The sequence below is a fragment of the Pseudomonas azotoformans genome (assembly GCF_001579805.1).
Taxonomy (GTDB): domain Bacteria; phylum Pseudomonadota; class Gammaproteobacteria; order Pseudomonadales; family Pseudomonadaceae; genus Aquipseudomonas; species Aquipseudomonas azotoformans_A.
Genome location: NZ_CP014546.1, coordinates 719,115 through 745,611 on the forward strand (window position 1 = coordinate 719,115; position 26,497 = coordinate 745,611).

At 60.4% G+C, this 26,497-nt stretch carries 26 protein-coding genes and 2 pseudogenes; 19 read left to right on the plus strand and 9 right to left on the minus strand.

Features of this window, described 5'->3' with window-relative positions; all coding sequences use genetic code 11:
- The first annotated feature begins 91 nt into the window (after positions 1-91).
- The 7 genes from AYR47_RS03350 (at position 92) to ycaC (ending at position 7,900) form a co-directional block, all read left to right on the plus strand.
- Positions 92-1,426, plus strand: a complete 1,335-nt coding sequence (locus AYR47_RS03350; RefSeq protein WP_237142530.1) for an amino acid permease — start codon at positions 92-94, stop codon at positions 1,424-1,426.
- Complete coding sequence (locus AYR47_RS03355) at positions 1,419-2,681, plus strand: aspartate aminotransferase family protein (protein WP_237142531.1); 1,263 nt, start codon at positions 1,419-1,421, stop codon at positions 2,679-2,681. Before AYR47_RS03350 ends, AYR47_RS03355 begins: the two co-directional genes overlap by 8 nt.
- Positions 2,682-2,755: 74 nt before the next feature.
- Positions 2,756-3,484, plus strand: coding sequence for a TetR/AcrR family transcriptional regulator C-terminal domain-containing protein (locus AYR47_RS03360; protein ID WP_061434314.1), 729 nt, complete (start codon positions 2,756-2,758; stop codon positions 3,482-3,484).
- A gap of 118 nt (positions 3,485-3,602) precedes the next feature.
- Positions 3,603-5,600 (plus strand): acetoacetate--CoA ligase, encoded by a 1,998-nt coding sequence (locus AYR47_RS03365; protein ID WP_061434316.1) that lies wholly within the window; start codon positions 3,603-3,605, stop codon positions 5,598-5,600.
- Positions 5,597-6,775, plus strand: coding sequence for a thiolase domain-containing protein (locus AYR47_RS03370; RefSeq protein WP_033897942.1), 1,179 nt, complete (start codon positions 5,597-5,599; stop codon positions 6,773-6,775). Before AYR47_RS03365 ends, AYR47_RS03370 begins: the two co-directional genes overlap by 4 nt.
- Position 6,776: 1 nt before the next feature.
- Positions 6,777-7,157: a Zn-ribbon domain-containing OB-fold protein gene (locus tag AYR47_RS03375; protein WP_033897943.1), complete on the plus strand. Its 381-nt coding sequence runs from the start codon at positions 6,777-6,779 to the stop codon at positions 7,155-7,157.
- 110 nt (positions 7,158-7,267) lie between these two features.
- Positions 7,268-7,900, plus strand: coding sequence for an isochorismate family cysteine hydrolase YcaC (gene ycaC, locus AYR47_RS03380; protein WP_016978556.1), 633 nt, complete (start codon positions 7,268-7,270; stop codon positions 7,898-7,900).
- 96 nt (positions 7,901-7,996) lie between these two features.
- Here the strand turns inward: ycaC and AYR47_RS03385 are convergent.
- Positions 7,997-9,159, minus strand: a protein-coding gene (locus AYR47_RS03385) for an IS3 family transposase (RefSeq protein WP_156487775.1) whose coding sequence is annotated in 2 segments (ribosomal slippage) — positions 7,997-8,904 and positions 8,904-9,159 — 1,164 coding nt in all. Because the reading frame shifts where the segments join, the coding sequence is not laid out codon by codon here.
- A gap of 128 nt (positions 9,160-9,287) precedes the next feature.
- Between AYR47_RS03385 and AYR47_RS03395 the strand changes: the two genes are divergently transcribed.
- Together AYR47_RS03395 and AYR47_RS03400 are read left to right on the plus strand one after the other, a co-directional pair.
- Positions 9,288-9,854 (plus strand): hypothetical protein, encoded by a 567-nt coding sequence (locus AYR47_RS03395; RefSeq protein ID WP_033897944.1) that lies wholly within the window; start codon positions 9,288-9,290, stop codon positions 9,852-9,854.
- Positions 9,855-9,883: 29 nt separating this feature from the next.
- Positions 9,884-10,318: a hypothetical protein gene (locus tag AYR47_RS03400; RefSeq protein WP_061434319.1), complete on the plus strand. Its 435-nt coding sequence runs from the start codon at positions 9,884-9,886 to the stop codon at positions 10,316-10,318.
- A 15-nt stretch (positions 10,319-10,333) separates the two neighbouring features.
- Here the strand turns inward: AYR47_RS03400 and AYR47_RS03405 are convergent, their stop codons facing one another.
- Positions 10,334-11,365: a PDDEXK nuclease domain-containing protein gene (locus tag AYR47_RS03405; protein WP_033897946.1), complete on the minus strand. Its 1,032-nt coding sequence runs from the start codon at positions 11,363-11,365 to the stop codon at positions 10,334-10,336.
- Between the two features lie 187 nt (positions 11,366-11,552).
- On the opposite strand from AYR47_RS03405, the gene AYR47_RS03410 reads away from it, so the two are divergent.
- The 10 genes and pseudogenes from AYR47_RS03410 to AYR47_RS03450 all read left to right on the plus strand — a co-directional run bounded on the left by AYR47_RS03410 (position 11,553) and on the right by AYR47_RS03450 (position 21,808).
- Positions 11,553-12,197, plus strand: coding sequence for an NAD(P)H-dependent oxidoreductase (locus AYR47_RS03410; RefSeq protein WP_033897947.1), 645 nt, complete (start codon positions 11,553-11,555; stop codon positions 12,195-12,197).
- Positions 12,136-12,504 (plus strand): MerR family transcriptional regulator, encoded by a 369-nt coding sequence (locus tag AYR47_RS03415; RefSeq protein WP_033897948.1) that lies wholly within the window; start codon positions 12,136-12,138, stop codon positions 12,502-12,504. The genes AYR47_RS03410 and AYR47_RS03415 overlap by 62 nt, the downstream gene beginning before the upstream one ends.
- Before the next feature lie 70 nt (positions 12,505-12,574).
- The gene (locus AYR47_RS03420; protein ID WP_051421997.1) at positions 12,575-13,084 is read left to right on the plus strand and encodes an RNA polymerase sigma factor; all 510 of its coding nucleotides are present in this window, start codon (positions 12,575-12,577) and stop codon (positions 13,082-13,084) included.
- On the plus strand, positions 13,081-14,013 hold the full coding sequence (locus AYR47_RS03425; RefSeq protein ID WP_033897949.1) for a FecR family protein: 933 nt from the start codon (positions 13,081-13,083) through the stop codon (positions 14,011-14,013). The genes AYR47_RS03420 and AYR47_RS03425 overlap by 4 nt, the downstream gene beginning before the upstream one ends.
- Positions 14,014-14,170: 157 nt before the next feature.
- Positions 14,171-14,830, plus strand: a pseudogene (locus AYR47_RS32885) (TonB-dependent receptor plug domain-containing protein); the annotation flags it as partial.
- Between the two features lie 343 nt (positions 14,831-15,173).
- Positions 15,174-16,547 carry a TonB-dependent siderophore receptor gene (locus AYR47_RS32890; protein WP_237142532.1) on the plus strand — a complete coding sequence of 458 codons (1,374 nt, stop codon included), beginning with the start codon at positions 15,174-15,176 and terminating at the stop codon, positions 16,545-16,547.
- A gap of 183 nt (positions 16,548-16,730) precedes the next feature.
- Positions 16,731-16,973, plus strand: a complete 243-nt coding sequence (locus tag AYR47_RS03435; protein WP_003176346.1) for an exodeoxyribonuclease VII small subunit — start codon at positions 16,731-16,733, stop codon at positions 16,971-16,973.
- The gene (ispA, locus tag AYR47_RS03440; RefSeq protein ID WP_016978549.1) at positions 16,970-17,857 is read left to right on the plus strand and encodes a (2E,6E)-farnesyl diphosphate synthase; all 888 of its coding nucleotides are present in this window, start codon (positions 16,970-16,972) and stop codon (positions 17,855-17,857) included. The genes AYR47_RS03435 and ispA overlap by 4 nt, the downstream gene beginning before the upstream one ends.
- A gap of 110 nt (positions 17,858-17,967) precedes the next feature.
- Entirely contained in the window at positions 17,968-19,866 is a 1,899-nt protein-coding gene (gene dxs, locus AYR47_RS03445; RefSeq protein ID WP_061434321.1) for a 1-deoxy-D-xylulose-5-phosphate synthase, read from the plus strand.
- 45 nt (positions 19,867-19,911) lie between these two features.
- A pseudogene (locus AYR47_RS03450) lies at positions 19,912-21,808 on the plus strand (TonB-dependent receptor domain-containing protein).
- Here AYR47_RS03450 and AYR47_RS03455 read toward each other — a convergent pair.
- The 7 genes from AYR47_RS03455 to ribH all read right to left on the minus strand — a co-directional run bounded on the left by AYR47_RS03455 (position 21,805) and on the right by ribH (position 26,493).
- The gene (locus AYR47_RS03455) at positions 21,805-22,590 is read right to left on the minus strand and encodes a cobalamin-binding protein (protein ID WP_033897955.1); all 786 of its coding nucleotides are present in this window, start codon (positions 22,588-22,590) and stop codon (positions 21,805-21,807) included. The pseudogene AYR47_RS03450 and the gene AYR47_RS03455 overlap by 4 nt on opposite strands.
- Complete coding sequence (locus tag AYR47_RS03460; RefSeq protein ID WP_033897956.1) at positions 22,587-23,006, minus strand: nuclear FMR1 interacting 1 family protein; 420 nt, start codon at positions 23,004-23,006, stop codon at positions 22,587-22,589. Before AYR47_RS03460 ends, AYR47_RS03455 begins: the two co-directional genes overlap by 4 nt.
- The gene (gene ribA, locus AYR47_RS03465) at positions 23,003-23,620 is read right to left on the minus strand and encodes a GTP cyclohydrolase II (protein WP_016978544.1); all 618 of its coding nucleotides are present in this window, start codon (positions 23,618-23,620) and stop codon (positions 23,003-23,005) included. Before ribA ends, AYR47_RS03460 begins: the two co-directional genes overlap by 4 nt.
- A gap of 129 nt (positions 23,621-23,749) precedes the next feature.
- Complete coding sequence (locus tag AYR47_RS03470; protein ID WP_061434323.1) at positions 23,750-24,469, minus strand: substrate-binding periplasmic protein; 720 nt, start codon at positions 24,467-24,469, stop codon at positions 23,750-23,752.
- A gap of 66 nt (positions 24,470-24,535) precedes the next feature.
- Positions 24,536-25,501: a thiamine-phosphate kinase gene (thiL, locus tag AYR47_RS03475; protein WP_061434325.1), complete on the minus strand. Its 966-nt coding sequence runs from the start codon at positions 25,499-25,501 to the stop codon at positions 24,536-24,538.
- 18 nt (positions 25,502-25,519) lie between these two features.
- Positions 25,520-26,020, minus strand: a complete 501-nt coding sequence (nusB, locus tag AYR47_RS03480) for a transcription antitermination factor NusB (protein ID WP_010206836.1) — start codon at positions 26,018-26,020, stop codon at positions 25,520-25,522.
- The gene (gene ribH, locus AYR47_RS03485; RefSeq protein ID WP_003176356.1) at positions 26,017-26,493 is read right to left on the minus strand and encodes a 6,7-dimethyl-8-ribityllumazine synthase; all 477 of its coding nucleotides are present in this window, start codon (positions 26,491-26,493) and stop codon (positions 26,017-26,019) included. Before ribH ends, nusB begins: the two co-directional genes overlap by 4 nt.
- Between the last annotated feature and the right edge of the window lie 4 nt (positions 26,494-26,497).

Below are 26,497 nucleotides of genomic sequence, written 5' to 3' on the forward strand. Positions count from 1 at the left end.
CGCAACGCAGTACGGGGGAATGCTGATGTCCACAACACCGCTTCACTCTTCCAACCATGGCTTGGCGCGATCGCTTAAAGAGCGCCATGTGATGTTGATCGCAATCGGCGGAATTATCGGGGCCGGTTTGTTTTTGGGGTCGGGCAAGGCGATTGCCACGGCGGGGCCGGCGTTGTTGCTGGCGTATGCGTTGTGTGGGGGGATGGTTTATCTGATTGCGCGGGCGCTGGGGGAGTTGTCGTTGTATCGGCCCAGCAGTGGGTCGTTTGCGACCTATGCGGAAGAGTTTTTGGGGCCGCGAGTGGCGTTTATCACGGGGTGGTCGTATTGGATGATCTGGATTCTGGTGGGGGTGCTGGAGGTGACCGGGATCGGGGTGTTGATGAAGTATTGGTTTCCGGAGTTGCCGCAGTGGATTCCGGCCTTGGTCACTGTAGGCGTGTTGATGGTGATCAATCTGTTTGCGGTGAAGACCTTCGGCGAGGTGGAGTTCTGGCTGGCGTTGATCAAGGTGTTGACGATTGTCGGGCTGATTGGGGCGGGGTTGGTGATTCTGCTGTTTGGGCTGGAGACGTCGGCGCAGACGACACCCTCGGTAGCCAATCTCTGGCAGCACGGTGGGTTTTTTCCGAATGGCTGGAGTGGGTTTTGGTTTGCGGTGCCTGTCGCCGCTTTTACCTTTGCCGGGATTGAGGTGGTCGGTCTGGTCGCGGCGGAAACGGCGGAGCCGCAGCGCACGTTGCCACGGGCGATCAATAGCATTTTGTGGCGCATGGCGATTTTTTACCTGGGGTCGACGGCGGTGATCATGGCGCTGTATCCGTGGAATCAGATCGACACGTCGCAAAGCCCGTTTGTGATGGTGTTCGACAGTATCGGGCTGGGGATGGCGGCTGGGCTGATCAATTTTGTGGTGATCAGCGCGTTGGCGTCTTCCTGTAATACCGGGCTGTTTGCCACCAGCCGAATGTTATTTGCACTGTCACATATTCAGCAGGCGCCGCGTCAGTTGCGGGTGTTGAGCCCGCGCCAGGTACCGGCTCGGTGCTTGATGGTGTCCACTGCGATTTTGCTGGTGGGGGTGCTGCTTAACTACCTGATTCCGGAGCGCATTTTCAGCCTGTTGATCACCGGCATTCTGGGCCTGTTGATTTGGGTATGGGTGGTGATTATCACCGCGCATATGGCTTATCGCCGCAAGGTGCAGCGCAATGGCTTGGAGCAGGTGCATTACCGTTTGCCCTGGCCCAAGGTCAGCAGTGTCTTGGTGCTGGGTTACCTGGGTGTGCTGACGGTGTTGGTGATCCGCGACCCGGAAACGCGGGCGGCGTTTTATGTTGCGGCGGCGTGGTTCGGGTTGTTGATGCTGGTGTATCCGAAACGTGCGGCGCTGAAGAAGGGGGTGGGTGATGCCTGGAATGCTTGAGCTGGAACATTGCATTCAACGGTACATCCAGGCCAATCCCAACAGTGCACGTCAACTGGATTGGGCGGCGCGGGTGATGCCAGGGGGTAACACCCGCTCGGTGCTGTTTTACGAGCCGTTTCCGTTGGTGATGACGGGCGGCAATGGGTGCTTTCTCGACGATCTGGACGGGCACCGTTATGTCGACTTTTTGGCCGAATACACGGCGGCGTTGTATGGGCACTCTCATCCGGTGATCATCCATGCGCTGTCAGAAGCGATGGCGAACGGGTTGAACCTGAGCGCACACACAGAACTGGAAGCGCGACTGGCGACGCTGATTGTGGAACGCTTCAGTTGCATTGAGCAGGTGCGCTTTACCAACTCTGGCACCGAGGCGAATCTGCTCGCACTGGCGGCGGCAAAAGCCTACACGGGGCGCAACGGCGTCATCGCGTTCAACGGCGGTTACCATGGTGGCGTGTTGAGTTTTGCCGGGACGAGCACAGCGATGAATGTGCCGCATCGGGTGTACCTGGCTGACTATAACGACCTGGAGAGCGTCGAGCGTTTGCTGCGTGAGCATGTCGACATCTCGGCCATCCTGGTAGAGCCGATGCTCGGTGCAGGCGGGTGTATTTGCGCAGAGCCGGGTTTTCTCGAAGGCCTAAGGGAAAGGAGCCAAGCCCACGGTTCACTGCTGATCTTCGACGAAGTGATGACCTCGCGCCTTGGCCCCGGTGGCCTGCAGGAAAAACTCGGCATCACGCCCGACCTGATCACCCTGGGCAAATACATCGGCGGCGGCATGCCGTGCGGTGTCCTCGGTGGGCGGCGGGACATCATGGGGCAGTTCGACCCGCGTCACGGGAGCCTCTCCCATGCGGGCACGTTCAACAACAATGTGCTGACCATGGCGGCGGGTATCGCCGGATTGGAGCAGGTGTATACCCGCGAAGCCGCATCGGACCTGAATGCTCGAGGCAACAAGCTACGCGAACAGCTCAATCAAGCACTGGCCCCCATGGCGATGCAATTTACCGGACAAGGTTCGGTGATGAATCTGCATCCCACGGGCTTACTCATCCGTCGGCCCTCGGACATTCCAACGGAACGAAACGACCTACGCGACCTGTTCTTCTTTCACCTGCTCGAATCTGGCATCTATAGCGCGCGACGCGGGTTGTTTGCACTGAGCTTGCCACTGACTGAGCGCGAACTAAGCAGGCTGATATCGGCCACACAGGCATTTGTCGAGCGCTACGGAGGAAGCTAACCCCGCCCCGGCAGAGCGACAGCGAATCGGTGAACCGCTATCCTTTCGCCGTCGCTCAACCGGAACCCACAACAATGACCAGCAAAACCGCAAACCCTCGGGGCAGGCGCAAGAAGACCGCTGGCGAAGACGCGAAAAGCCCATTGAACAGGGACACCATCATCGCCGCCGCGCTGGCGCTGATCGATCGCGATGGCCTGGACAAATGCAGCCTGCGCAACCTGGCCAACAGCCTTGGGGTGTACCCGACGGCGATCTATTGGTACGTCTCGTCGCGGGAGTTGTTGTTGAGCGAAGTGCTGGCCAACGTCCTGCAAGATGTCGCCCCGCCCCCTCAGGAACGTTGGCAGGACTACCTGCGTGCGGCGATGGTCAACTGCCATGACGCCGTGCACCAGCACCCGAATATCGCGCCGTTGCTGGGGTCGCAATTGGTCTCCAACTCCAGCACTGACTTCAAGTTGGTCGAAGGCGTGTTGGCGGCTCTGCAACAGGCGGGTTTCAGCGGCCCTTCCCTGGTCGGTGCCTACAATACGTTCATTGCCGCGCTTGCCGGTTTCACCACGTTGGAGTACGCGCCATTGCCGGAAAACACCGAGGCATGGCAGCACCAGGTGCAGGAAAACCTGCGTGCCGTCGACGCCGAAAAACACCCCACTCTCGCGCAGAATATGGACCAGTTGAGCAATCGCGGTTTCAGCCTGCGCTGGCAAAACGGGGTGGATGCGGCGCTCGATGAGAGCTTCACGTTTTACGTCGATACCCTCCTCTGCGGCCTGGAAACCCAAGCCTTGCGCTGCTGAAAATTCGTACAACAAAACCAGAAACGCCACTAATTGTACGATGTACAGCTTATCGCTACAGTCCGCCACGCAAGAGCACCCATGACTCGAATAACAAAAACGTCAGAGGTCTTTTATCGTGGCAACTGCATTCGACAACGTGGTCCAGGGCCAACTGCTCTGGCTGCCCTTCCCTGAACATCTTCAACACGCCCGACTCACGCATTATCTGGATTGGCTGAGGCGCGAGCGCGGGCTCAGGTTTGCCGACTATCAAGACCTGTGGCAGTGGTCGGTCGATAAACCGGAAGCCTTCTGGCAGTCGATCTGGGATCACTATCAGGTGCAGGCCAGCAGCCCCCATCAGGCAGTGCTGGGTGATCGAGCAATGCCCGGTGCGCAGTGGTTTCCCGGCGCACGCTTGAACTTTGCCGAGCATATTCTGCGCAATGAGCAGGACGGCGACGCGCTGCTCTACTTGAATGAAACCACCGGCCTGCAAGGCCTGCCCTGGAGTGAGTTCGTCGACCAGGTGCGCAGGCTGGCGACCTATCTACGTGAGTCGGGCGTCGTGCCGGGTGACCGGGTTGTGGCTTACCTGCCGAACATCCCCGAGGCGATGATCGCGCTGTGTGCCTGTGCTTGCATCGGAGCTGTCTGGGCCAGTTGCTCACCGGATTTCGGCGCGGAGGGCGTGTTGGATCGGGTGCGGCAATTGTCGCCCAAGGTGCTGTTGGCGGTGGATGGGTATCGCTATGGCGGCAGGGTGTTTGACCGACGAGAACAGGTACGACACATCGCCCGCGAGCTGAAGAGTATCGAGCATGTCATTGTGCTGCCAGCGCTGTTTCCCGATGACACGCTGATGTTCGCAAACGCCATCGACTGGCCTACGTTGCAACAACGTCCTACGGTTTCCGCAGCCGACTTCCATTGCGAGCAACTACCTTTCGATCATCCGCTTTGGGTGCTGTTTTCTTCCGGCACGACCGGCTTGCCCAAAGCCATCGTGCAGAGCCATGGCGGCATTCTGCTGGAGCAGTTTAAGGCCCTGCATCTGCACCTGGATTTTCGCCCCGGTGATGCCGCATTCATTTTCACCACCACAGGCTGGATGATGTGGAACACCTTGTTCAGCGCGTTGCTCTGCGGGGTGCGGCCGGTGCTGTACGACGGCCATCCCACTTGGCCGAATATCGATACGCTGTGGCACATTCTGCAAGACAGTCGCGCCAGTTTTTTTGGCACCAGCCCAACCTATATCGACTTGATGAAGCGTCACGACGTGGTGCCTCGAGAGCGCTTTGACCTGGGCGCGCTACGCACTGTCATGCCCGTAGGCTCGCCGGTTTCGCCACAGTGCAACGCCTGGTTTTATCGTAACCTCAAGGCCGATGTGTGGGTGACCACGGGCAGCGGTGGCACGGATATTTGCACGGGACTGGTGAGTGGCGTGCCCACGCTGGCGGTGTATGCCGGGGAGATCCAGGCGCGAGCCTTGGGGGTGGATGCCCATGCGTTTGATGAACAGGGCCGGGCGGTGATTGATCAAGTGGGCGAGTTGGTGGTGACGTCACCGATGCCGTCGATGCCGGTGTATTTCTGGAATGATCCAGAGGATGAGCGTTACCGCGACAGCTATTTCCAACCCTGGCCTGGCGTGTGGCGTCATGGGGATTTTTTCCTGCTCAATGCGCGCGGAGGCTGCCAGGTGCTCGGGCGTTCGGATGCGACGCTGAATCGCTTTGGGGTGCGGATCGGCACTGCTGAGATCTACCGGGCGCTGGAGCCGATAGAGGAAATCGACGATGCACTGATCGTGAATCTGGATCTGCCCGAGGGTGGTTTCTTCATGCCGCTGTTTATCCAACTGCGCTCTGGTGCCGTGCTGGACGAAGCATTGCGCCAACGCGTGTGTGAATGTTTGCGGCAGGCTTGTACGCCCCGGCATGTGCCGGACCAGATCATCGCAGTGCCGCTGATTCCGCTGACGCTTACCGGTAAAAAAATGGAAGTGCCGGTGCGCCGAATCCTGATGGGCCACGATCCGCAAAGCGTCGCCAACCCCAGCGCCATGCGCGACCCACAGGCGCTGGCGTTTTTTATCGAATACGCCAACCGCAGGTGCCAATCATGAAGGGCAAAGCCTTTGTTGTCGGCGCTTATGAACATCCCACACGTCATGCGGTGGATCGCTCTCTCGCGCAACTGCATGCGGATGTGGCCCGAGGCGCCTTGGCGGATGCGGGGCTTAGCCTCAGTGATGTGGACGGTTACTTCTGCGCGGGTGACGTACCCGGTTGGGACGCACCCGGTGTAGGACCTTTCTCCATGGTCGAATACCTAGGCATACAACCCCGGCACCTGGAGACTACAGAAAGCTGGGGCTCTTCCTACCTTCATCACGTCGCCCAGGCCACCCGCGCCATTGCCGACGGGCTTTGCACCGTGGCCCTGATCACCCAGGCCGGCCGCCCACGCGCCGAGCGCCAGCGACCGGATACCAGTCACCTCGATCAACCGCAAACCACCTGCGAAGCGCCCTTTGAAATGCCCTACGGCGCCGCCGTTACCAACCTCTACGCGATGTGCGCCATGCGCCATCAGTACGAACACGGCACCACCGCCGAGCAACTGGCCTGGATCAAAGTCGCGGCGTCGCACCACGCCCAACACAATCCTCAGGCGATGTTGCGCAAGGTCGTGACGGTGGAGGATGTGTTGAACTCGCCGCTGATCGCAGCGCCCTTGCGACGGCTGGATTGCTGCGTGATCAGCGATGGCGGTGGCGCGCTGGTGGTGGTGCATCCGTCCATCGCGCGCGCCCTCAAGCGGCCGTTGATTACACCGATTGGCGCCGGTTATTCGATCAGCCATTTGAACGGCGGCTATTTCGACCTGCTGTCTTCCGGTGCGGTGAAGTCGGGTGCCGATGCGTTCGCCGAAGCACGGCTCAAACCCGGGGATATCCGCTACGCCTCGCTGTACGACAGCTTCACCATCACTGTCCTGATCCAGCTGGAAAACCTCGGTTTCTGCGCACCTGGTCAGGGCGGCGCCTTTGTTGCCGACGGCAAATTGATCAGCGGCGTGGGTCCGTTGGCAATCAACACCGACGGCGGTGGGCTGTGCAACAACCATCCTGGCAATCGCGGCGGAATGGCCCGGCTGATAGAAGCGGTGCGGCAACTCCGTGGAGAAGCTCACCCGGCGGTGCAACGGCCCGACTGCGCGCTGGCCCTGGCCCACGGCACCGGGGGTTTGCTGGGCTCACGGCACGGCAGCGCGACGCTTATTCTGGAGCGCCTTTGATATGCACCTGACCTCACCGCACATCACCCCCGAAAGCGCACCGTTCTGGGAGGCCGCCAACCGCGAACAGCTACTGCTGCGCCGCTGCCTCGACACCGGCAAGCCGTATTTCTACCCCCGCGACCACAGCCCGTTTACTGGCAGCGCCCACACCGATTGGATCTTCGCCAGCGGCAACGCCACCTTGTACAGCTTCAGCTACAGCGGGCGGAACCATGAGACGTATTGCATCGCCTACGTAACGCTCGATGAAGGGCCAACAATATTATCGGTTGTCCAGTGCGACGAGCCACGACAGTTGCGCATCGGCCAACGGCTCAAAGTGGCCTTTGCACCGACGCCGAACGGGCAAAAAACACCTGTGTTCACATTGTCTCCTTAGGGTTGACGGTAAGACACACCGCAGACGATTTATCACCCCATGCTCACCCATTAATCTGTGCCCATGTTGAACGCAACGCCCCACCAACCTAAACAAAAAAGGATTCAACCATGAGCACTGCAACCTACAACCGCCTCAACAAAGACGACGCCATTGTTCTGCTGGTCGACCACCAGACCGGCCTGATTTCCCTGGTGCAGGACTTCTCGCCCAACGAATTCAAGAACAACGTGCTGGCCCTGGCCGACCTGGCCAAGTTCTTCAACCTACCGACCATCCTCACCACCAGCTTCGAGCAAGGCCCGAACGGCCCGCTGGTGCCAGAATTGAAAGAGATGTTCCCGGACGCGCCGTACATCGCCCGCCCAGGCCAGATCAACGCATGGGACAACGAAGACTTCGTCAAGGCGATCAAGGCCACCGGCCGTAAGCAGATCATCATTGCCGGCGTGGTCACGGATGTGTGCGTAGCGTTCCCGACCTTGTCGGCGCTGGCGGAAGGGTTTGAGGTGTTTGTGGTGACCGATGCATCGGGCACGTTCAATACCACGGTGCAGCAGGCGGCGTGGAGCCGGATGACGCAAGCCGGGGCACAACTGATGAACTGGTTCTCGGTGGCGTGTGAGTTGCACCGTGACTGGCGCAACGATATCGAAGGCCTGGGAAACCTTTTGTCCCAGCGCATTCCTAACTATCGCAACTTGATGAATGGTTACTCGGCGTTGACGGCGCGTAAGGACTAACTCAACTGCTGCACACACTAAGCCTGCCTTAAAACGCAGGCTTTTTTGGTTAACTAGCAATGCGCCATTAGCACACTCGCCCTAATTGTGTAGTGGTCAACTAATCCCGGACACGACGTTAAGTTTTTCTTCGGCCCGAGCTGGCGCCAGCCCACCGTTGAATTGATGGGGTCGAATCCAGTTGTACCGATCCATCAAGAATTGGCTGATATCGCGCTGGGCTTCTTGAGCCGTTCTGTAACCCGTGGTCGGTACCCATTCCGTTTTCAAACTGCGGAACACGCGCTCCATTGGCGCATTGTCCCAGCAATTTCCCCGGCGACTCATGCTCTGGCGCATTCGATAGCGCCACAGCCGCTGGCGAAATAAACGACTCGCATATTGCGACCCTTGATCCGAGTGAAACAGCAGGCCCTGAGGCCTTCCTCGTTGTTCGTAAGCCATATCCAGCGCCTTGATAACCAGATCGGCGTCCGGCTTTTCCGACAACGCCCAGCCCACTACCCGGCGCGCGCAAAGATCCAGCACGACCGCCAGATAGTGCCATTTCCCCTGGGCCCAAATGTAGGTGATGTCGCCGCACCACACCTGGTTGGGTGCCGGAACATTGAACTCGCGGTTCAAGGTATTCGGGATATCGAGTCGTTCTACCGTCGCTCTTTTGTAGGCATGTGATCCGGGTTGTTTGCTGACTAGATCAAGCTCGCGCATCAAGCTGCGCACTTTGAATCGACCGAGCTGCTCACCGTCGTCACGCATCAGCGACAGGATGCTGCGGCTGCCCGCAGCACTACGACTTTGCGTGAATAACTCGCTCACCCGACTGCGCAACCGAAGCCGTTCGACATCAGGCGTGCGGCGCCTAAGGCGCTGGGCGTAGTAGCACGAACGGGTGACTTCAAACACCTTGCACAGCCAGTCAACCGGCTCATGGACGCTCAACTGATTGATCAGCGCGTACGCTCGTGATCTTCCGACATCAAGAGCGCGGTAGCCTTTTTTAATATCGATTTTTCCCGTTCCAGGCGGGCGATCCGGGCTTCTAACTCCTGGATTTTCTGCTGTTCCGGGGTCAGCGCTTTGCTCTGCGGGGTAACGCCTTTGCTCTCTTGTTGAACCTGGTCGACCCAACGGCGTAGTGCCGACTCGCCGACGCCGAGTGAACGGCTGGCTTCGATGTAGCTGTAGTTTTGCTTGAGCACGAGGTCGGCAGCCTCGCGTTTGAATTCAGCAGAAAAGGAACGGCGTTGTTTGGTCATTTGACACCTCGATCTGGCGAGCATTCTCGCCTAAATGGGTGTCCGGTTTCATTAGACCACTACAATGTGACCGCGCCGCCTCACCACTAAAGTCCTTCGCTTATTTCGAGCCTCAAGGAAGGACGCTATTGAATACCTTAACCAAAGTCGGGCGCTGCCTGGCACTGCTGCCCGTCTTGCTGATCAGCACAACGTCGGTATTGGCCGATGAAGAAACACCGATCGGCGACTGGTCGATCATCTACGGCAGCGGCCGAGCCCATAAAAATGTGATGTATGTGGCCGACCGTACCTCCGTGGTGCCCTCGAACCACAACAAGGGCGCGAAGCTGGTGGCCGTCACGGTGGTGTATGAAGAACCGGGCAAGCCGATGATCGATGTGTACAACATTGAGGTGCAGTGCTCCACGCGCAAGGTGCGCTTTCTCAACGGCCAGTCGGTCGCGCCGTTTTCCTACACCCTCACGCACTTGAAGGTCTCCAACACGTGGCAGACGCCGAAGGAGTTCTGGCTCGACCGCACGCTCGCGTATGTCTGCGAACCGGGCAAGAGCAAGGACACCATCGCCATGGGCAAGATGACCCACCTGCAGATGATCCAGACCACCAAAGCGATGTTCCAGCAATTGGGGCCGACTCAGGAGAAGAGCCAGATGATCGATGACCTCGACGACATGCTGGGCAACAAGCGCTGAGCAACACTCACCTACAAGAAGGACTCACGATGCCTACATGGACAAGGCTGACGCTGGCTGGGCTTTTGTTGCCCGCCGTGCTGTTTATCAACGGGTGCCACCTGATTGCTCAATCACGCTGGGAGGGTCGTGACGTGCAAGAGGCGCTGGATTTATTCGGTAAGCCCGATTCGATGAAGAAGCAGAATGCGCCCAATGGCGACACGCAGGTGGTGATGACTTGGCACAAGTCCTCTTCATGGACGACCACTGAAGCCGCCGGAACTTCAATGAATCACACCGGAAACGGGATGGTGTATACGGAGTATTACCAGCAGGTAGGGCACAGTTCGGATTGCAAGCTGGAAGCCACGGTGGATAAGACGAAGAAGATCGTGCTGTTCAGGATTGAGGATGGCCGGATCCTGCATGGCAAGTGCCTGAATGTGCCATTTGTGCCTGGGTATATTCCGCCGGGGTTTTGAGGCTGTCAGTCGGTTTTAACCCGCCAGCTCCCGCTCGATCTGCTCGATGCTTGGCAGGCTGGTTCGCAGCTCTGCGGGCAACGACTCCACCAGTTGATATTCCGCCACGCCAATCGGTCGGTTGTTATCGCGCAACGCATATTCGGCGACGACTTCGTTCTTGCTCTTGCACAACAGCAGGCCGATGGTGGGCCCATCTTGTGGATGTTTAAGCTGGGCATCGACGGCAGCCAGATAAAAGCTCAGCTTCCCCAGATGCTCGGGTTTGAACTTGCCGGCTTTCAGTTCGATGACCACGTAGCAGCGTAGCTTCACGTGATAGAACAGCAGGTCGACAAAGAACTCATCGCCTCCGACATCCAGCAGTACTTGCTGGCCGACAAAGGCAAAACCGGCGCCCAGCTCCAACAAAAAGTCGGTGACGTGCTTGATCAAGGCGTTTTCTATGTCGCGCTCCTGCGCGTCCAGGGCCAGGCTGAGGAAGTCAAAACGGTAAGGGTCTTTCAGCGACTCACGCGCCAGGTCGGATTGCGGCTTGGGCAGGTGGGTCTCGAAGTTGCTGACGGCCTTGCCACTGCGCTCCAGCAGGCGGTTTTCGATTTGCATCACCAGCGAGTTACGCGACCAGTTGTTTTCAATTGCCTGGGTGATGTACCAGCGACGAGTTTCGGGGCCGGGGAGTTTGTCGAGCAACACCACATTATGGCCCCAAGGCAATTGTGCAGCAGCCTGTTGCACAAATTCAGAACTGGGCCACGCCTCGGCAAAAGCCCGCATGTACTTGAGATTACGCGGTGAAAAACCCTTCATTCGTGGAAAGGCCGCACGCAAATCCTGGGCAAGTCGATCTATGACTTTGCTGCCCCAGCCCTGCTCCGCCTGGCGGGTCAAAATGTCGTGGCCAATCTGCCAATAGAGCAGCACCAATTCCCGATTCACCGCCAGTGTTGCGCGCTGCTGCGCCGCATGAATACGGCCTTTCAGGTCGGTCAGCCAGTCACTGTAGCCCGCCGGTGGTGTGGTCAAGCCGATACAGGGTTCGCTCATGCCATATCACTCTGAAGTTTTGAGGCAGGCTAGTCAGGCGCATTGACTGTCACAAGGGGCGAAGCGCGTTCCAGGAAGGACCTTTCAATCACTACAGAAACGTCCTGCTGGCCATTGCGGACTACTGACTTGACTCTCCCCTATACAGCAGCCTTTAACCTGAAACGCCCTGTTCAGGACCTCCCCCATGACCCCGCGTACCCTGGTGATCCTAGGCCACCCCTCCCGTTCCAGCTTTTGTTCAGCCCTGGCCGAAACCTACATCCAGGCCGCAAAAACCGCCGGCCATGAAGTACGTGTCGTACGCTTGGGCGACTTGGCATTCGACCCCGTGCTTCATCATGGTTACACCCAGATTCAGCCGCTGGAGCCCGACCTGCTCAACGCGCAATCCGACATTCTCTGGGCTACTCACCTGACCTTTGTTTTCCCTATCTGGTGGGGTGGCATCCCGGCGTTAATGAAGGGCTTTATCGACCGAATCTTCCTACCCGGTTTTGCCTTCAAATACCGCGCGGGCAAGGCATTCCCTGACAAACTGCTTCACGGCCGAACGGCACATTTACTGGTGACCCTGGACACGCCGCCATGGTATTACCGCTGGTTCTATCGCATGCCGGGCATTCACCAGATGCGCAAGACCACCCTGGCGTTTTGTGGCATCAAGCCAATCAAGACGCTGCTGTTCGGCCCGGTGCTGGGCTCTACACCGGAGCAGCGGGAAAAGTGGCTGAAGCAAGCCGGCGCACTCTTGGGAAAAGGGAGTTTTCATGTACATCGGCAAAGCCGCGCAGTTGTCGGGCACGACCATCAAGGCGATTCGTCACTATGAAGCCATCGGACTGTTGCCTGCGCCGCAGCGTTTAGGGCAGTACCGGGTGTATTCAGCCCAAAGCGTTGAACTGTTGACGTTTATCAAGTGCGCGCAGCAACTGGGTTTCAAGCTAAAGGAATTGCAGGCGATTCTGCAGGATCATCAAGGCGATGCATTGCCGTGGGACCGCGCAGACCAGGCCATTGCCAACAAGAAACATCAACTGGCCATGCAAATAGCCGAACTGCAGAAGATGCACGCCGGTTTGCAGGCATTTGAGGCGCAGTTGAAAACGGCGCATGGGCAGTGTGCCTTGAACACCTGACGTTCTTGCGACAATTTCTCATTAGCACTAACATCGCCTTCCCCTACTCCCCAGAGCGGCGTCCTCCGCCATGTCCGAAGACCCTGGCAATCGCAACCTCGGCCCGCTCTACCGCCGGCACCGTAGTGAGCTGCTGGCTTACCTCGCTCGCCGGGTCAACTGTCGCGAAACCGCCAACGATCTGCTGCAGGACGCGTTCATCCGCTTGATGAACAGCGAAGTGACCAAGATTGGTAATGTGCGCGCCTTTTTGTACCGTATTGCCAACAACCTGAGCATCGACCATGCGCGGCGAAACCGTGTGCGTGGCATCAATGACGAGCAGGATTTGCAGGATCTGGCGAGTGATGCCGATCCGCAAAGCAGTGCAATTGCCGGAAATACTCTGGAACATTTGCAGCGCTTGATCGATGGGCTACCCTCGCCCACACGGGAAGTGTTTCTGCTGGCCCGGGTCGAGCAGTTGAGTTACAAGGAGATCGCCATTCGCCTGGGCCTGGATGCCCGTGCGGTCGAGCGGCATTTGAACAAGGCCATGGCGCATTGCGCCGCTGTCCTGCACGCCAACGAGTCGCGATGAACAATCAGCCAAGCCCCTCGCCGTCCGAACGTGATCAGCAAGCGCTGGATTGGTGGACGCGCCTGCGTGGCGACCACGTCACGGCCCAGCAGCGCAACACGTTCGAGCTCTGGCGTGCGGACCCGTTGAATGCCAACGCCTATCAGAATGTGGAAACGCTCTGGAAACTACTGGAGCAGCCTGCACACGCGGTTCGGCGTCACGAGCGGCGTAAGCCGGTGCCGCGACGGGCGATCTATGCGGCGGCAGCCTGCCTGGTACTCGCGTTCGCCACAGTGATGTTGATGACACCGCCAATGAGTACCTGGGGCAGCGATTACGCCACGGCCACCGGGCAGCAACAAGACATTACACTGGCTGACGGCTCACAACTGCATCTGGACAGCGACAGCGCAGTCGACATCACGCTGACCAGCGATGAACGACGCGTGAACCTGTTGCGCGGTCGGGTGTTTCTGGACGTGAGTCACGACGGTCGCCCCTTTGTGGTTCGGGCTGGAAACACGCGGGTGAAGGTGTTGGGCACCGCGTTCTCCGTCAGTCACGGATCGGCCGAGGACGAGGTCACGCTGCTGCGCGGCCGCGTTGAAGTGATGGCTGGCGGCAGGCATCAGCCGCTGCAACCAGGCGAACAACTCAAGGTCATCAGTGGCCAGATCCAAGCGCCTCTTGCTGTCGACGCCGACCGCCTGCTGGCTTGGCGCGACGGCCAACTGCGGGTGCGCAATGCGCCGCTGCGCGAGGTGCTGGACGAGTTGATGCGTTACCAGGGCGGCCGCGTGATCTGGCTCGACGACCAGGCCGCGCAACGCCCTATCAGTGCCAGCTTCAATCTCAAGCAAATCGACAGTGCTCTCGACGCGTTGATCACCACGCATAAACTGCGCGCCACCTCCCTGACTCGCCGCATCCTGATCGTCCGCGGCTGAGGCCTTCGAAAAATTATTTACGCTGCCCACGGTAATTTGGATTTCTGCTGCGTCTCACCCCGCACTTAGGAAGCATTATCATTTGTAGCTCGGGGGAGAATCTATGCAGTATTCACAGGTCACAGGGTTCAACTACTTACCGCTGGCGGTCGCCTTGATGGCTGCCGGCTTGCCTTTGTCCTACGCCCAAGCCGCCACGCCTGCGGCGAGCGAAGCCACGAGCCAGCGCGTGAATTTCAATATCGCCGCGCAATCGCTTACTGATGCATTGGACCAATTCGCCCGGCAAAGTGGCTATCAGGTGATCTACGACGCGGCGCAAGCCACCGGTCTGCGCTCCACGACACTGAACGGCGAACATACGCCGCAGCAAGCCCTGGCCATTCTCACCAACGGCACTCACGCCCGTTACAGCCAGCCCAATGCCAGCAGTTTTGTCATTGATATCCCGGCCAGCGCCGGCGATACCTTGCAATTGTCGCCTGTGAGTATTTCTGGCAAGGCGCCTGGTTCGACCACCGAAGGCACCGGCTCCTACACCACGCAATCCTCCAGTAGCTCCAACCGCCTGAACATCGCACTCAAGGAAACACCCCAGTCCGTCACGGTGATTACCCAGCAGCGTATCGCTGACCAAAAGCTGTCGAACCTGACCGACGCGATGGAGGCTACGTCCGGCATCACCGTGGTCCGCGAAGGCCAGGGTGCGGATTCCGACGCTTACTACTCGCGCGGTTTCGCCATCACCAACTTTGAGGTCGATGGCGTGCCCACCTCATCGAGGATGGACAACTACACCCAGAACACCGCCATGTACGACCGGGTTGAAGTGGTGCGCGGCGCCACTGGCCTGATCAGCGGCATGGGCCAACCGTCCGCCACCATCAACCTGATCCGCAAGCGCCCCACCGCCACGCCTCAGGCCAGTATCAGCGGCGAAGCCGGCACTTGGGACCGTTACGGCACATCGGTGGACGTGTCCGGCCCGCTCAACGACGCCGGCAACATCCGTGGCCGCATGGTGCTGGACTACAAGAACCAACACTCCTGGGTAGACCGCTATAAACAGGACACCAACCTGGTGTATGGCATCAGCGAATTCGACCTCAACGAAAGCACCCTGCTGACCCTGGGTTTCAGCTACCAGACTGTGCACACCAATGCGCCGCCTCGCAGCGGTTTCCCACTGTTCGACAGTGCCGGCGGGCGTACGGATTTCAAGCGGTCCTACAACACCGCCGCCAATTGGTCCTACTACGATCACGACCAGACCAGCTATTTCGCCTCTCTGGAACATCAGTTCGATAACGGTTGGAGTGCCAAGCTCGACTTCACCCGCACCGAGAACAAATACGACTCGGCCATCGATTTTCTCTCCGGCAACCCAGACCCAGTCACTGGGCCTGGGCGGCGTGGTGATCCCCAACAAATTCCAGGGCAACCCCAAGCAGAATGCAATCGACGCCTATGTCACTGGCCCGTTCGAATTTCTGGGGCGCGAACACGAACTGATTGCGGGCATGCAGTTGTCGCAGATCCGCAATACCAACGCGCCGGACTACGGCGGATGGATGCGCGCCTGGACCGGCTACAACGGCAACATCGGACCTATCTACGACTGGGACGGCGGCGCGCCCAAACCCAATTTCGAGAAGAAAGGCGAAGGGGATTTCAAAGAAAACCAGTACTCGGCCTACCTGACCTCGCGCTGGCATCTGAATGACGCCACCAGCCTGATCCTGGGCGGACGCCTGATCAATTGGAAACAGACTGATGACGTAACCTACACCGCCGCCGGCTACGACGACATCCATCTTGATCGTGAAGAAAACGGTGTGTTCATCCCTTATGGTGGCCTCGTCTACGACCTGAGCGACAGCTGGTCGGTGTACGCCAGCTACACCAAGATCTTCAGCCCGCAAAGCGACCAGACCGTCACGGGTTCCTACCTGGCGCCGCTGGAAGGCACCGGCTATGAACTGGGGGTCAAGGGCAGCTTCAACGACGACATGCTCAACGCCAGCCTGGCGTTGTTCAAACTCGAGCAGGACAACCTGTCGCAACCCGACGGCAACAACCTCACACCCACGAGTTTTCAGGCCTACAAAGCCGTGCAAGGCACCACCACCCAGGGCGTGGAACTGGAACTCAACGGCGAACTGGCCCAAGGCTGGAACGTTGCCGGCGGCTATACCTATAGCGTCAGCACCGACGCGGATGACAAGCGCATCGCCACGCAAATCCCCCGTCATAGCGTGAAGATGTTCACCACATACCGCCTGTCCGGCCCACTGGACAAACTGACCGTCGGCGGCGGCTTCAACTGGCAGAGCAAAACCGGCTTTGACCTGCGTTACTACACACAGGACAGCTACGCCGTGGCCAACCTGATGGCCCGCTATGAGATCACGCCAAACCTGTCGGCCTCGGTGAACCTCAACAACGTGTTTGACAAGGAGTATTTCACTACCACCAGCGCCGGGGTTTATGGGGCGCCGCGTAATGTGATGACGGGGTTCAAGTACGACTTCTAATAATGAACTGAAAGAGGTGTGAGCCGAATAGAGTCGCTAATCGGCTTATTTGGTGAGCCGAATAGCCCATTTATTCGGCTCACCGTCTTGCACGCACATCCCCACTCATTTGCCCGCTTATTTGCCCAGAATCCCCATGTCTGCTAGTGTCGCGCCGGTTTACCGTCTACCGGAATAGCCGCCATGGCCCGCAAAAAAGTTGCACTCGATTTCGAACAATCCCTCGCTGACCTGCAAACCCTGGTTGAGCGTCTGGAGAACGGCGAGTTGTCGCTGGAAGACTCGTTGACAGCGTTTGAGCAAGGCATCGGCCTGACCCGCGACTGCCAGAGCGCGCTCGCGCAGGCAGAGCAGAAGGTACAAGTGCTGCTGGAACGCGACGGGGAGTTGGCCGAAGAACCTTTCGATGCGGAACAGCCCGAATGATCGATGCGTATCAGGCCAGTAGCCAAGCCCGGGTCAATGCGGCCTTGGAACCCTTGTTTGTTGCGCCAAGCCCCGAACTCAAGCGTCTTTACGAAGCCATGCGCTACAGCGTGATGAACGGCGGCAAGCGCGTGCGCCCGTTGCTGGCGTATGCGGCGTGCGAGGCCTTGGGCGCAGACGCCGAGCAGGCGAATGGCGCGGCCTGTGCGGTGGAGTTGATCCACGCCTATTCCCTGGTGCATGACGACTTGCCGGCGATGGACGACGACGATCTGCGTCGCGGCCAGCCGACTACCCACAAAGCCTTTGATGAAGCCTGCGCGATCCTCGCCGGTGACGGCCTGCAAAGCCTGGCGTTCAGCGCACTGCTGGACCCGACGCTGAGCAGCGTGAATGCCGAGATCCGCTTGCGCATGGTCACGGCGCTGGCCGTGGCGGCAGGCCCGGCCGGTATGGTCGGCGGCCAGGCCATCGACTTGGGTTCGGTCGGCCAGAAGCTCGATCAACAAGCATTGGAATATATGCACCGCCACAAGACCGGCGCCTTGATTGAAGCCGCCGTGCACTTGGGCGCGCTGGCCAGTGGGCGTGCCGAAGCCGCTCAACTGGCGGCGTTGAAGACCTACGCGCTGGCCATCGGCCTGGCGTTCCAGGTGCAGGACGACATTCTCGACGTAGAAAGCGACACGGCCACCCTGGGCAAACGCCAAGGCGCCGATATCGCACGGGATAAACCGACGTACCCTGCGTTGCTCGGGCTGGAAGCGGCCAAGGCCTATGCCCTGGAACTGCGTGACCAGGCCCTGGACGCCCTGCGACCTTTCGACGCGGCAGCCGAGCCACTGCGTGACTTGGCGCGGTATATCGTCGAACGCCGGCACTGATAACGGCGGCCATTGCGGCCGCATATCGGCCAAGTTCGGCGCTCTGCGTGGGCAGTTCGCGATGCTTGAGGTAAACTGCCGCCTCTTCTATACCTATAACGATTCGCCTGATGCCCACGACGTTTCAAGAGATTCCCCGCAAGCGCCCGTCCACGCCCCTGCTTGACCGTGCTGTCACGCCGGCCGGCCTGCGTCGACTGGGTGAAGCCGAGCTGGAAACCCTGGCCGATGAGTTGCGCCTGGAATTGCTCTACACGGTCGGCCAGACCGGTGGGCATTTTGGTGCCGGGCTGGGCGTCATCGAGCTGACCATCGCCCTGCATTACGTGTTCGACACCCCGGATGACCGGCTGGTGTGGGACGTGGGCCATCAGGCGTATCCGCACAAGATCCTCACCGGTCGCCGCGAGCAGATGGGCACCCTGCGCCAGAAGGACGGCATTGCCGCCTTCCCGCGCCGCGCCGAGAGCGAGTACGACACCTTTGGCGTCGGCCACTCCAGCACCTCCATCAGCGCCGCGCTGGGCATGGCGATTGCCGCCCGCCTGCAAGGCAGCGATCGCAAGGCGATTGCGGTGATTGGTGATGGCGCGCTGACCGCCGGCATGGCCTTCGAAGCGCTCAACCATGCGCCGGAAGTGGACGCCAACATGTTGGTGATCCTCAACGACAACGACATGTCGATCTCGCGCAATGTCGGTGGCCTGTCCAATTACCTGGCCAAGATCCTCTCCAGCCGCACCTACGCCAGCATGCGCGAAGGCAGCAAGAAGGTGCTCTCGCGTCTGCCTGGAGCGTGGGAAATTGCCCGCCGTACCGAAGAATATGCCAAGGGCATGCTGGTACCCGGCACCCTCTTCGAAGAGCTGGGCTGGAACTACATCGGCCCGATCGACGGCCACGACCTGCCCACCCTGATCGCCACGCTGCGCAACATGCGTGACCTCAAGGGCCCGCAGTTCCTGCATATCGTCACCAAGAAAGGCAAAGGCTTCGCCCCGGCGGAAGTCGACCCGATCGGCTACCACGCCATCACCAAGCTGGAACCGCTGGACGCGCCTGCCGCCGCGCCGAAAAAGGCCAGCGGGCCGAAGTATTCCGGCGTGTTCGGCGAATGGCTGTGCGACATGGCCGCCGCCGACCCGCGCCTGGTGGGCATTACCCCGGCGATGAAGGAAGGCTCGGACCTGGTCGCGTTCAGCGAGCGTTTCCCGCTGCGCTACTTTGACGTGGCAATTGCCGAACAGCACGCGGTGACCTTCGCGGCCGGCATGGCCTGTGAAGGCGCCAAGCCGGTGGTGGCGATCTACTCCACCTTCCTGCAGCGCGGTTATGACCAATTGGTGCATGACGTCGCGGTACAGAACCTTGACGTGCTGTTCGCCATCGACCGCGCCGGCCTGGTGGGCGAAGACGGCCCGACTCACGCTGGCAGCTTCGACTTGTCCTACCTGCGCTGCATCCCCGGCATGCTGGTGATGACGCCGAGCGACGAGAACGAACTGCGCAAGATGCTCAGCACCGGCCACCTGTACAACGGCCCGGCCGCCGTGCGCTACCCGCGCGGTAATGGCCCGAATGCAGTGATCGAGAAGGACCTTGAGACTATCGAGATCGGCAAGGGCATCGTGCGTCGCCAAGGCAGCAAGACTGCGTTCCTGGTGTTCGGCGTGCAGCTGGCCGAAGCGCTGAAGGTGGCCGAGAAGATCGACGCCACCGTGGTCGACATGCGCTTCGTCAAACCCCTGGATGAAGCGTTGGTGCGTGAGATTGCCGGCAGCCATGAGCTGCTGGTGACCGTCGAAGAAAACGCCATCATGGGCGGTGCCGGCGCGGCCGTCAGCGAGTTCCTGGCGCGGGAGAACATCCTCAAGTCGGTGCTGCACCTGGGCCTGCCTGATGTGTACGTCGAACACGCCAAGCCGGCGCAGATGCTGGCCGAATGCGGGCTGGATGAAGCCGGTATCGAGGCATCGGTTCGCGAGCGCATGGCCTTGCTCGGCCTGTAACCCACGAAAGGTGGGAGCCTGCTCCCACCTTTGCTATGGATAGCCATGAAAAGCCTGCGCTTCGCCCTGCCCCTGCTGCTTTTGCCCGCTACTGATTTGCTCGCCGAGACGTTCGAGCGCGACGACGCTCTGAAACTCCCCAACGTAGTCATCAGCGCCAACCGTCAGGTCCAGGCCCGCAACGACAGCAGCGCCGCCAACACCGTCTTCACCCGCGACGATATCGACCGCCTGCAACCTACCAGCGTGACGGACCTGCTCAGCCGCGTCCCGGGTGTGCAGGTCGCGCCGACTGGCGGGCGTGGCAGCCTGCCGGGGATTTATATCCGTGGCACCAAGTCCGCACAAAGCCTGGTGTTGGTGGACGGCCAGCGCATCGCCAACACCACCTCTGGCGACAGCGGCCTGCAGTACCTGAACGTCGACCAGATTGAACGGGTGGAAGTGCTGCGCGGCTCCCGCTCGGTGATCTATGGCAGCGATGCGATTGGCGGGGTGATCCAGGTATTTACCCGGCGTAATGCCGAGCAGGGCCTACAGCCGCGCCTGAAAGTGGGCTTTGGCAGCCACCAAACGTGGGAGCGCAGCGTCGGCCCTGTCCGGTGCCGATGAACGCACACGTTTCAACCTCGGCGCGAGCCTGGATGAGACCGCCGGCATCAACTCGACACACACTTCGTTCCCCAGCGATGGCGACCATGACGCCTACCGCAACCAGTCCGTCAGCCTGAACCTCAGCCACGCCTTCAGCGATGAGTTGGAAGCGGGTTTCAATCTGTTGGATAACCGTGGCAAGTCGGAGTACGACAACAGCTTCGGCCGCTACGACGTCGCCACCGGGCAAACCGGTGGGCAAAAGCCCTACACCGACTACACCCTGAGCAGCGCCAGCGGTTACCTGGATGCCAAGCTCAACGAGCGCTGGCAGTCGCGCCTGGAACTGGGCCACAGCGAGAACCGCGATACCAAGCGCGACACCCTCAGTGACGATTTCAGCGTGTTCAACACCTACCGCGACTCGGTCAACTGGCAGAACGATCTGACACTCAATGACCAGAACAGCCTGATACTCGGCGGCGACTGGTATGAAGACCGCCTCCATGGCTTTACCACCTTTACCGAGAACAGTCGCTGGAACCGCGCCGCCTTTGTGCAGCATCGCTTCCACGGCGAAGGGTTCTCCACCGAGCTGGGCCTGCGGCGTGACCAGAACCAACAGTTCGGCGGGCAGAACAGCTGGAGCGGCACCCTGACCTTGCCCGTCAACCCGGACAATGAACTGCTGCTGAGCTACAGCGAGGGCTTCCGCGCCCCGACCTTCAATGACCTGTATTACCCGGACGAATACGGCTTCAAGAACAGCAACCCGGACCTGAAGCCCGAAACCTCGAAAAGCTACGAGATGCAATGGCGCAGCCAACTCAGCGACACCAGCCGCCTGGAAGCTTCGCTGTATCGCACCGATATCCAGGATGCGATCGTGTTCGGCAGCGACGGCCCGCAAAACGTCAGTTCGGCGCGCATCAACGGTTTCGAGGCCGCACTCAAGCAGGAGCTGTTCGGCTGGGAAAGCAGTCTGGGACTGGCGATGATTGATCCACGAGACCGCGATTCCGGGCGTACGTTGGCACGTCGCGCCAGGCGCACGTTGAGCCTGGACCTGGATCGCCAGTTCGACCAATTCGGCGTCGGCGCCAGCTGGCAGGCGGTCAGCAGCAGCTACGACGACCCGAAGAACCAGCAGCCGTTGGGAGGCTATGGGTTGCTCGGGTTGCGCGCCAGTTGGGCGGTGAACCGTGAAATCGTGCTGAACATGAAGGTCGATAACCTCCTGGACAAAGCCTACAGCCGCGCGCTGTATCAGTATCAAGGCCAGCAATATGGCTACCGGGAAGCTGGCCGGGCGCTGATGGTGGGTATGACGTGGACGCCGGACCTCTAACGGGGCGCGATCACCTCACACAACCGCGCCACCGCCTCCAACATCTGCCCGCTCGGACGCTCCAGGCCTTTATCCGGCACCACGCGCACCCGTTCCGCCATCGCCGGCCAGACCTTCCAGGCCTCCTTCTGCGCTTGATCCCCGACCAGAATCAATTCGGGATCACGCTGCAACACCGATTCAATGCTCACCTGCGGCGCGGGCAACTTGAGGTCATCGAACACATTACGCGCGCCGCACACACTCAACGCATCGCTGATGATCTGCCCGCCGCCCACGGTATACAGCGGCTGGTTCCACACTTGGTAAAACACGCGCAATGGCTCGGCACGCTGATAGCGCTGACGCAACTCGGCCAGGCGTTGGCGTAATTGCGCGGCCAATTGCCGGCCGGCTTCAGCACGACCCAATTGCTCGGCGATGGCCTGGACCTGGGTGGTGAGTTGTTCAAGGCTATGGGGTTCAGCGACGTAGACCGGGATGTTCAGGCGCTGCAACTGCTCACGCTGGGCTGGGCCGACGCTGCCGGGCCACAGCAGGATCAAGTCGGGCTTGAGGCTGAGCAGGCGTTCCATATCCAATTGGCCGTAATGCCCCACGGACGCCACGTGCGCCAGGGCAGCAGGGCGCTCGCCACCATCGAGCACACCCACCAGCACGTCGGCGGCGCCCAGTTCAGCAACGATTTCAGACAGGGACGGCGCCAGGCTGACCACCCGCTCGGCCGACAATGCCTGGGCACTCAACGCCAGCAGCAGGACCGCCAGCCAAGCACGCTTCATCCCAGTTGACGGGGGATGCGGTAGAGGTAGAACAGCACCAGCGTCGACAGTGCCAGCAGGAACAGCGGCACCGCCTCCAGGCCGACGAACACCGCCAGCGCGCCGATCCAGGCCGGAACCGCCGCCACCAGCAACGCCGTACGCCGACGGGCCGCCAAGGTAATCCAGGCAGCCGGTTCTTCCGGGGTATCGAGGGCTTTGGAGGTGGCGATCAACGCGTGTTTATAGCCGTTGAAGTAACGCAGGCTGAGAAACATCGAGGCCACGCCGGCAATGAAGAACGGCATGGCCAGCACTGGCAGCAAGGATTCGGCTTGGCCGAACACCAGGTTGATCACAAACAGGGGCAGCAGCGCCAGGGCCAGGTACTGCCACCAGTTGAAGGACAGTCGCCGTTTCACCTGGCCACGGGTCACGCGCGGTCGACCTCGCCCTGGTGCTCGTTGCCCATCATGTGGTCGAGCTTGCTTGCCTTGGTGGCCAGGTAGAGTTTGTTGTGCGGGTTGTGCCCGGTGTGCAGCGGCACGCGCTCGGCCACGGTGATGCCCATCTCGGTCAAGGCTTTGACCTTGCGTGGGTTGTTGGTCATCAAGCGCAGGGATTTGACGCCCAAGTGCTCCAGCATCGGCAGGCAGATCGCGTAGTCACGCTGGTCGGCGGCGAAACCCAGGCGCTCGTTGGCCTCGACGGTATCGGCGCCGCCGTCTTGCAGCTCGTAGGCGCGGATCTTGTTCATCAGGCCAATGCCACGGCCTTCCTGACGCAGGTACAGCAACACGCCACGGCCTTCACGGGCGATGGCCCGCATGGCGGCTTCCAGTTGCGAACCGCAGTCGCAACGCTGACTGAACAGCGCATCGCCGGTCAGGCATTCGGAATGCACACGACCCAGCACTGGCGCGCCATCCGCGATATCGCCCAGGCTCAGCACAACGTGCTCGCGCCCGGTGGCTTCTTCGAGGAAGCCGTTCATGGTGAACGTGGCAAAAGGGGTAGGCAGCTTGGAAGCGGCGACGAAAACGACGGGCACCGTGTGCTCCTGATTTCAGTTTTTACGATGGCGGCCATTGTAACAGCAGGTTCCTACAGACGCTTAAGCTGAATTATCGCTGATAAAGATCAATAGGTTCGATTGGCCTTCGCCTTGGTTCTATGCAGGTCAGAACGGATACGGCTGTTTCCAGTGCTCGAAAATCGCCTTTAACTCGCCGCTTTTCACCAGCGCCGCCATGCGCTGGTCGAACACGGCCATCAAGGCGCGACCTCGCTCGTTATCGGCAAACCCGATATAGAGCGGCAGTTCGGCGATGTGGGTCAGTGTGAACTTGGACGGGTCATCCGCCTGATTCAGCACGTACTTGGCCTCGGTCAGCGCATCGATGTAGAAGTCGGCCCGCGCGTGTTGCAGCATCGGCAAAATACCGTCGCGGCGCTCGATCTGGTTGAAGCGGTGCACATTGGGCAAGTACTCCTCGTACTTGTAGCCGCGCACCCAGGCCAGGCGGTAATTGCCCAGCGTGGCCACTGTCGGCGCCGGCGTGCTGGCCAGGCCGAGGGCGTAGATATGATCGGAATCGAAGTTCCAGTGGGAGTACAACACACCCGTGGCTTCATCGCGATAGGAACCGACCCAGCCATCCACCTCGCCGCGCTGGGCCAGGCCGACCGATCGTGTGTAGGGTACGGAGCGGGTCTGCAGCGTGATTCCGGCGGGTTCGAACACCTGGCGCAGCACGTCCCAGGCCAGGCCGCTGCCGTCTTTGTTGGTGTAGTCGTTCCACTCTTCACTGGCCAGCATGACCTTGCCGGGCACGTCCTGCGCCTGGACTAACGACGTAAAGGCACACAGCACTATCAGCAGCCAGCGGCGCACATCCATGGTGGCGACCTCCTACAGGGCCTTGCATCCGTGATTACGCTATAGAGGGTAGCGCAGCTCGCCGATTCAGGGCGCCCCGCGAAAATGTTGATAGCCACGAATGGCCGGCGTGATGTCCTGCCCGTTGGCGTCGAGCAGCGTCACGCCCTGCCCCGCCTCAACCCGGCCGATCACATGGACCGGCCAGCCGTCGGCCAGCAATGGCGCCAGCTCGGCGGGTGGCAGGGTGAACGCCAGCACATAATCGTCGCCCCCGCTCAGGGCCGCCACGCGCGCGGCGTCATCGCCGACAAACGCCAACAGTGCCTGAGACAGAGGCAACCGCTGACGCTCGATCAACAGGCTGACAGCCGAAGCCGTGGCGATATGCCCGCAATCGGCCAGAAGGCCGTCGGAAATATCCATGGCAGACGTGGCCTTGCCGCGCAGCGCCAGCCCCAGCGCCAACTGCGGTTGCGGCGACCAGTAATGGGCTAATAGCGGATCAGCGATGGCTGCGTCGGCACTGCGCTGACCCAATACCAACGGCAGCGCGCCGGCCGCATTGCCCAGTTCGCCACCGACACACAGCAAGTCACCCGGCTGCGCCCCGCTGCGGGTCAAGGCTTGCCCTGCAGGTACGCGACCAAATACGGTGAGGGTCAGGGTTAACGGCCCACGGGTGGTATCGCCGCCCACCAGGCCCACGCCACAACTCTGCGCCATCAGGTTCAAACCCTGGGCATAGCGTTGCAACCAATCGGCGTCGACCGTCGGTGTGGTGAGGGCAAGGGTAAAGGCGAGGGGGTTGGCGCCCATGGCGGCCAAATCGCTTACCGCCACGGCCAGCGAGCGCTGACCCAGCAGGAACGGATCGCAGGGGTCGGCAAAATGCACCCCGGCCACCAAAGTATCGGTGGAGATCGCCAGCTGCTCCCCGGCAGGAAGCGCCAGCAAGGCGCAGTCGTCGCCGATCCCAAGGGCAATGCCTTCGCCGCCTTGCGCACAGGGCGCGGCGGCGAAGTAATTGCGGATCAGCTCAAACTCGCCCATTCAGGACTCAAGCGCCAATTAGCGCTTGTACGCCTTCACTTCGGCTTCACGCAGGCGCGGCGCCAGCTTGTCGAGCACGCCGTTGACGAACTTGTGGCCGTCGGTCGAACCGTAGACTTTCGCCAGTTCGATACCTTCGTTGATGACCACCCGGTACGGCACGTCGACGCGATACAGCAGTTCCCAGGCAGACAGGCGCATCACGCACAGTTCAACCGGGTCCAACTCTTCGATGGTCAGGTCCAGGCAAGGTGCCAGGGCCGTGTCGATCTCGGTCAGGTGCGCATGTACACCGTGCAGGATGTCGTGAAAGTACGGCAGGTCGGCGAAGGTGAAATCGTTGTCGACGCGAAACTGTGCTTCGATCTCGTTCAACGACGCGCCTGCCAGGTGACGCTGGTACAGCGCCTGGGTCGCCAATTGACGAGCAGCGCGACGCTTCTCGTTCTTGGACGGCTTGCCAGCATCGGCTGGACGTGGCTCGCGCGGGTTGAAGTTGTCGCTCTCGTCGGAAATCACTTGGCCTCCAACTGCGACAGCAGGCTGACCATTTCCAGGGCGGACAGGGCAGCTTCAGCGCCTTTGTTACCGGCCTTGGTGCCGGAACGCTCGATGGCTTGCTCGATGGAATCCACGGTCAGCACGCCGAAAGCGACTGGCACGCCGAACTCCATGGACACCTGGGCCAGGCCCTTGGTGCATTCGCCAGCCACGTATTCGAAGTGCGGAGTACCGCCACGAATGACCGCGCCCAGGGCGATGATCGCCGCGTATTCACCCTGTTGAGCAACTTTTTGCGCAACCAGTGGAATTTCGAAGGCGCCAGGCGCGCGGATGATCGTGATGTCGCTCTCGCTCACACCGTGGCGAACCAGGGCGTCAACGGCACCGCTTACCAGGCTTTCAACCACGAAGCTGTTGAAGCGGCCAACCACCAGGGCATAGCGGCCTTTGGGGGCGATGAAGGTACCTTCGATGGTCTTCAGGGTCATTCGA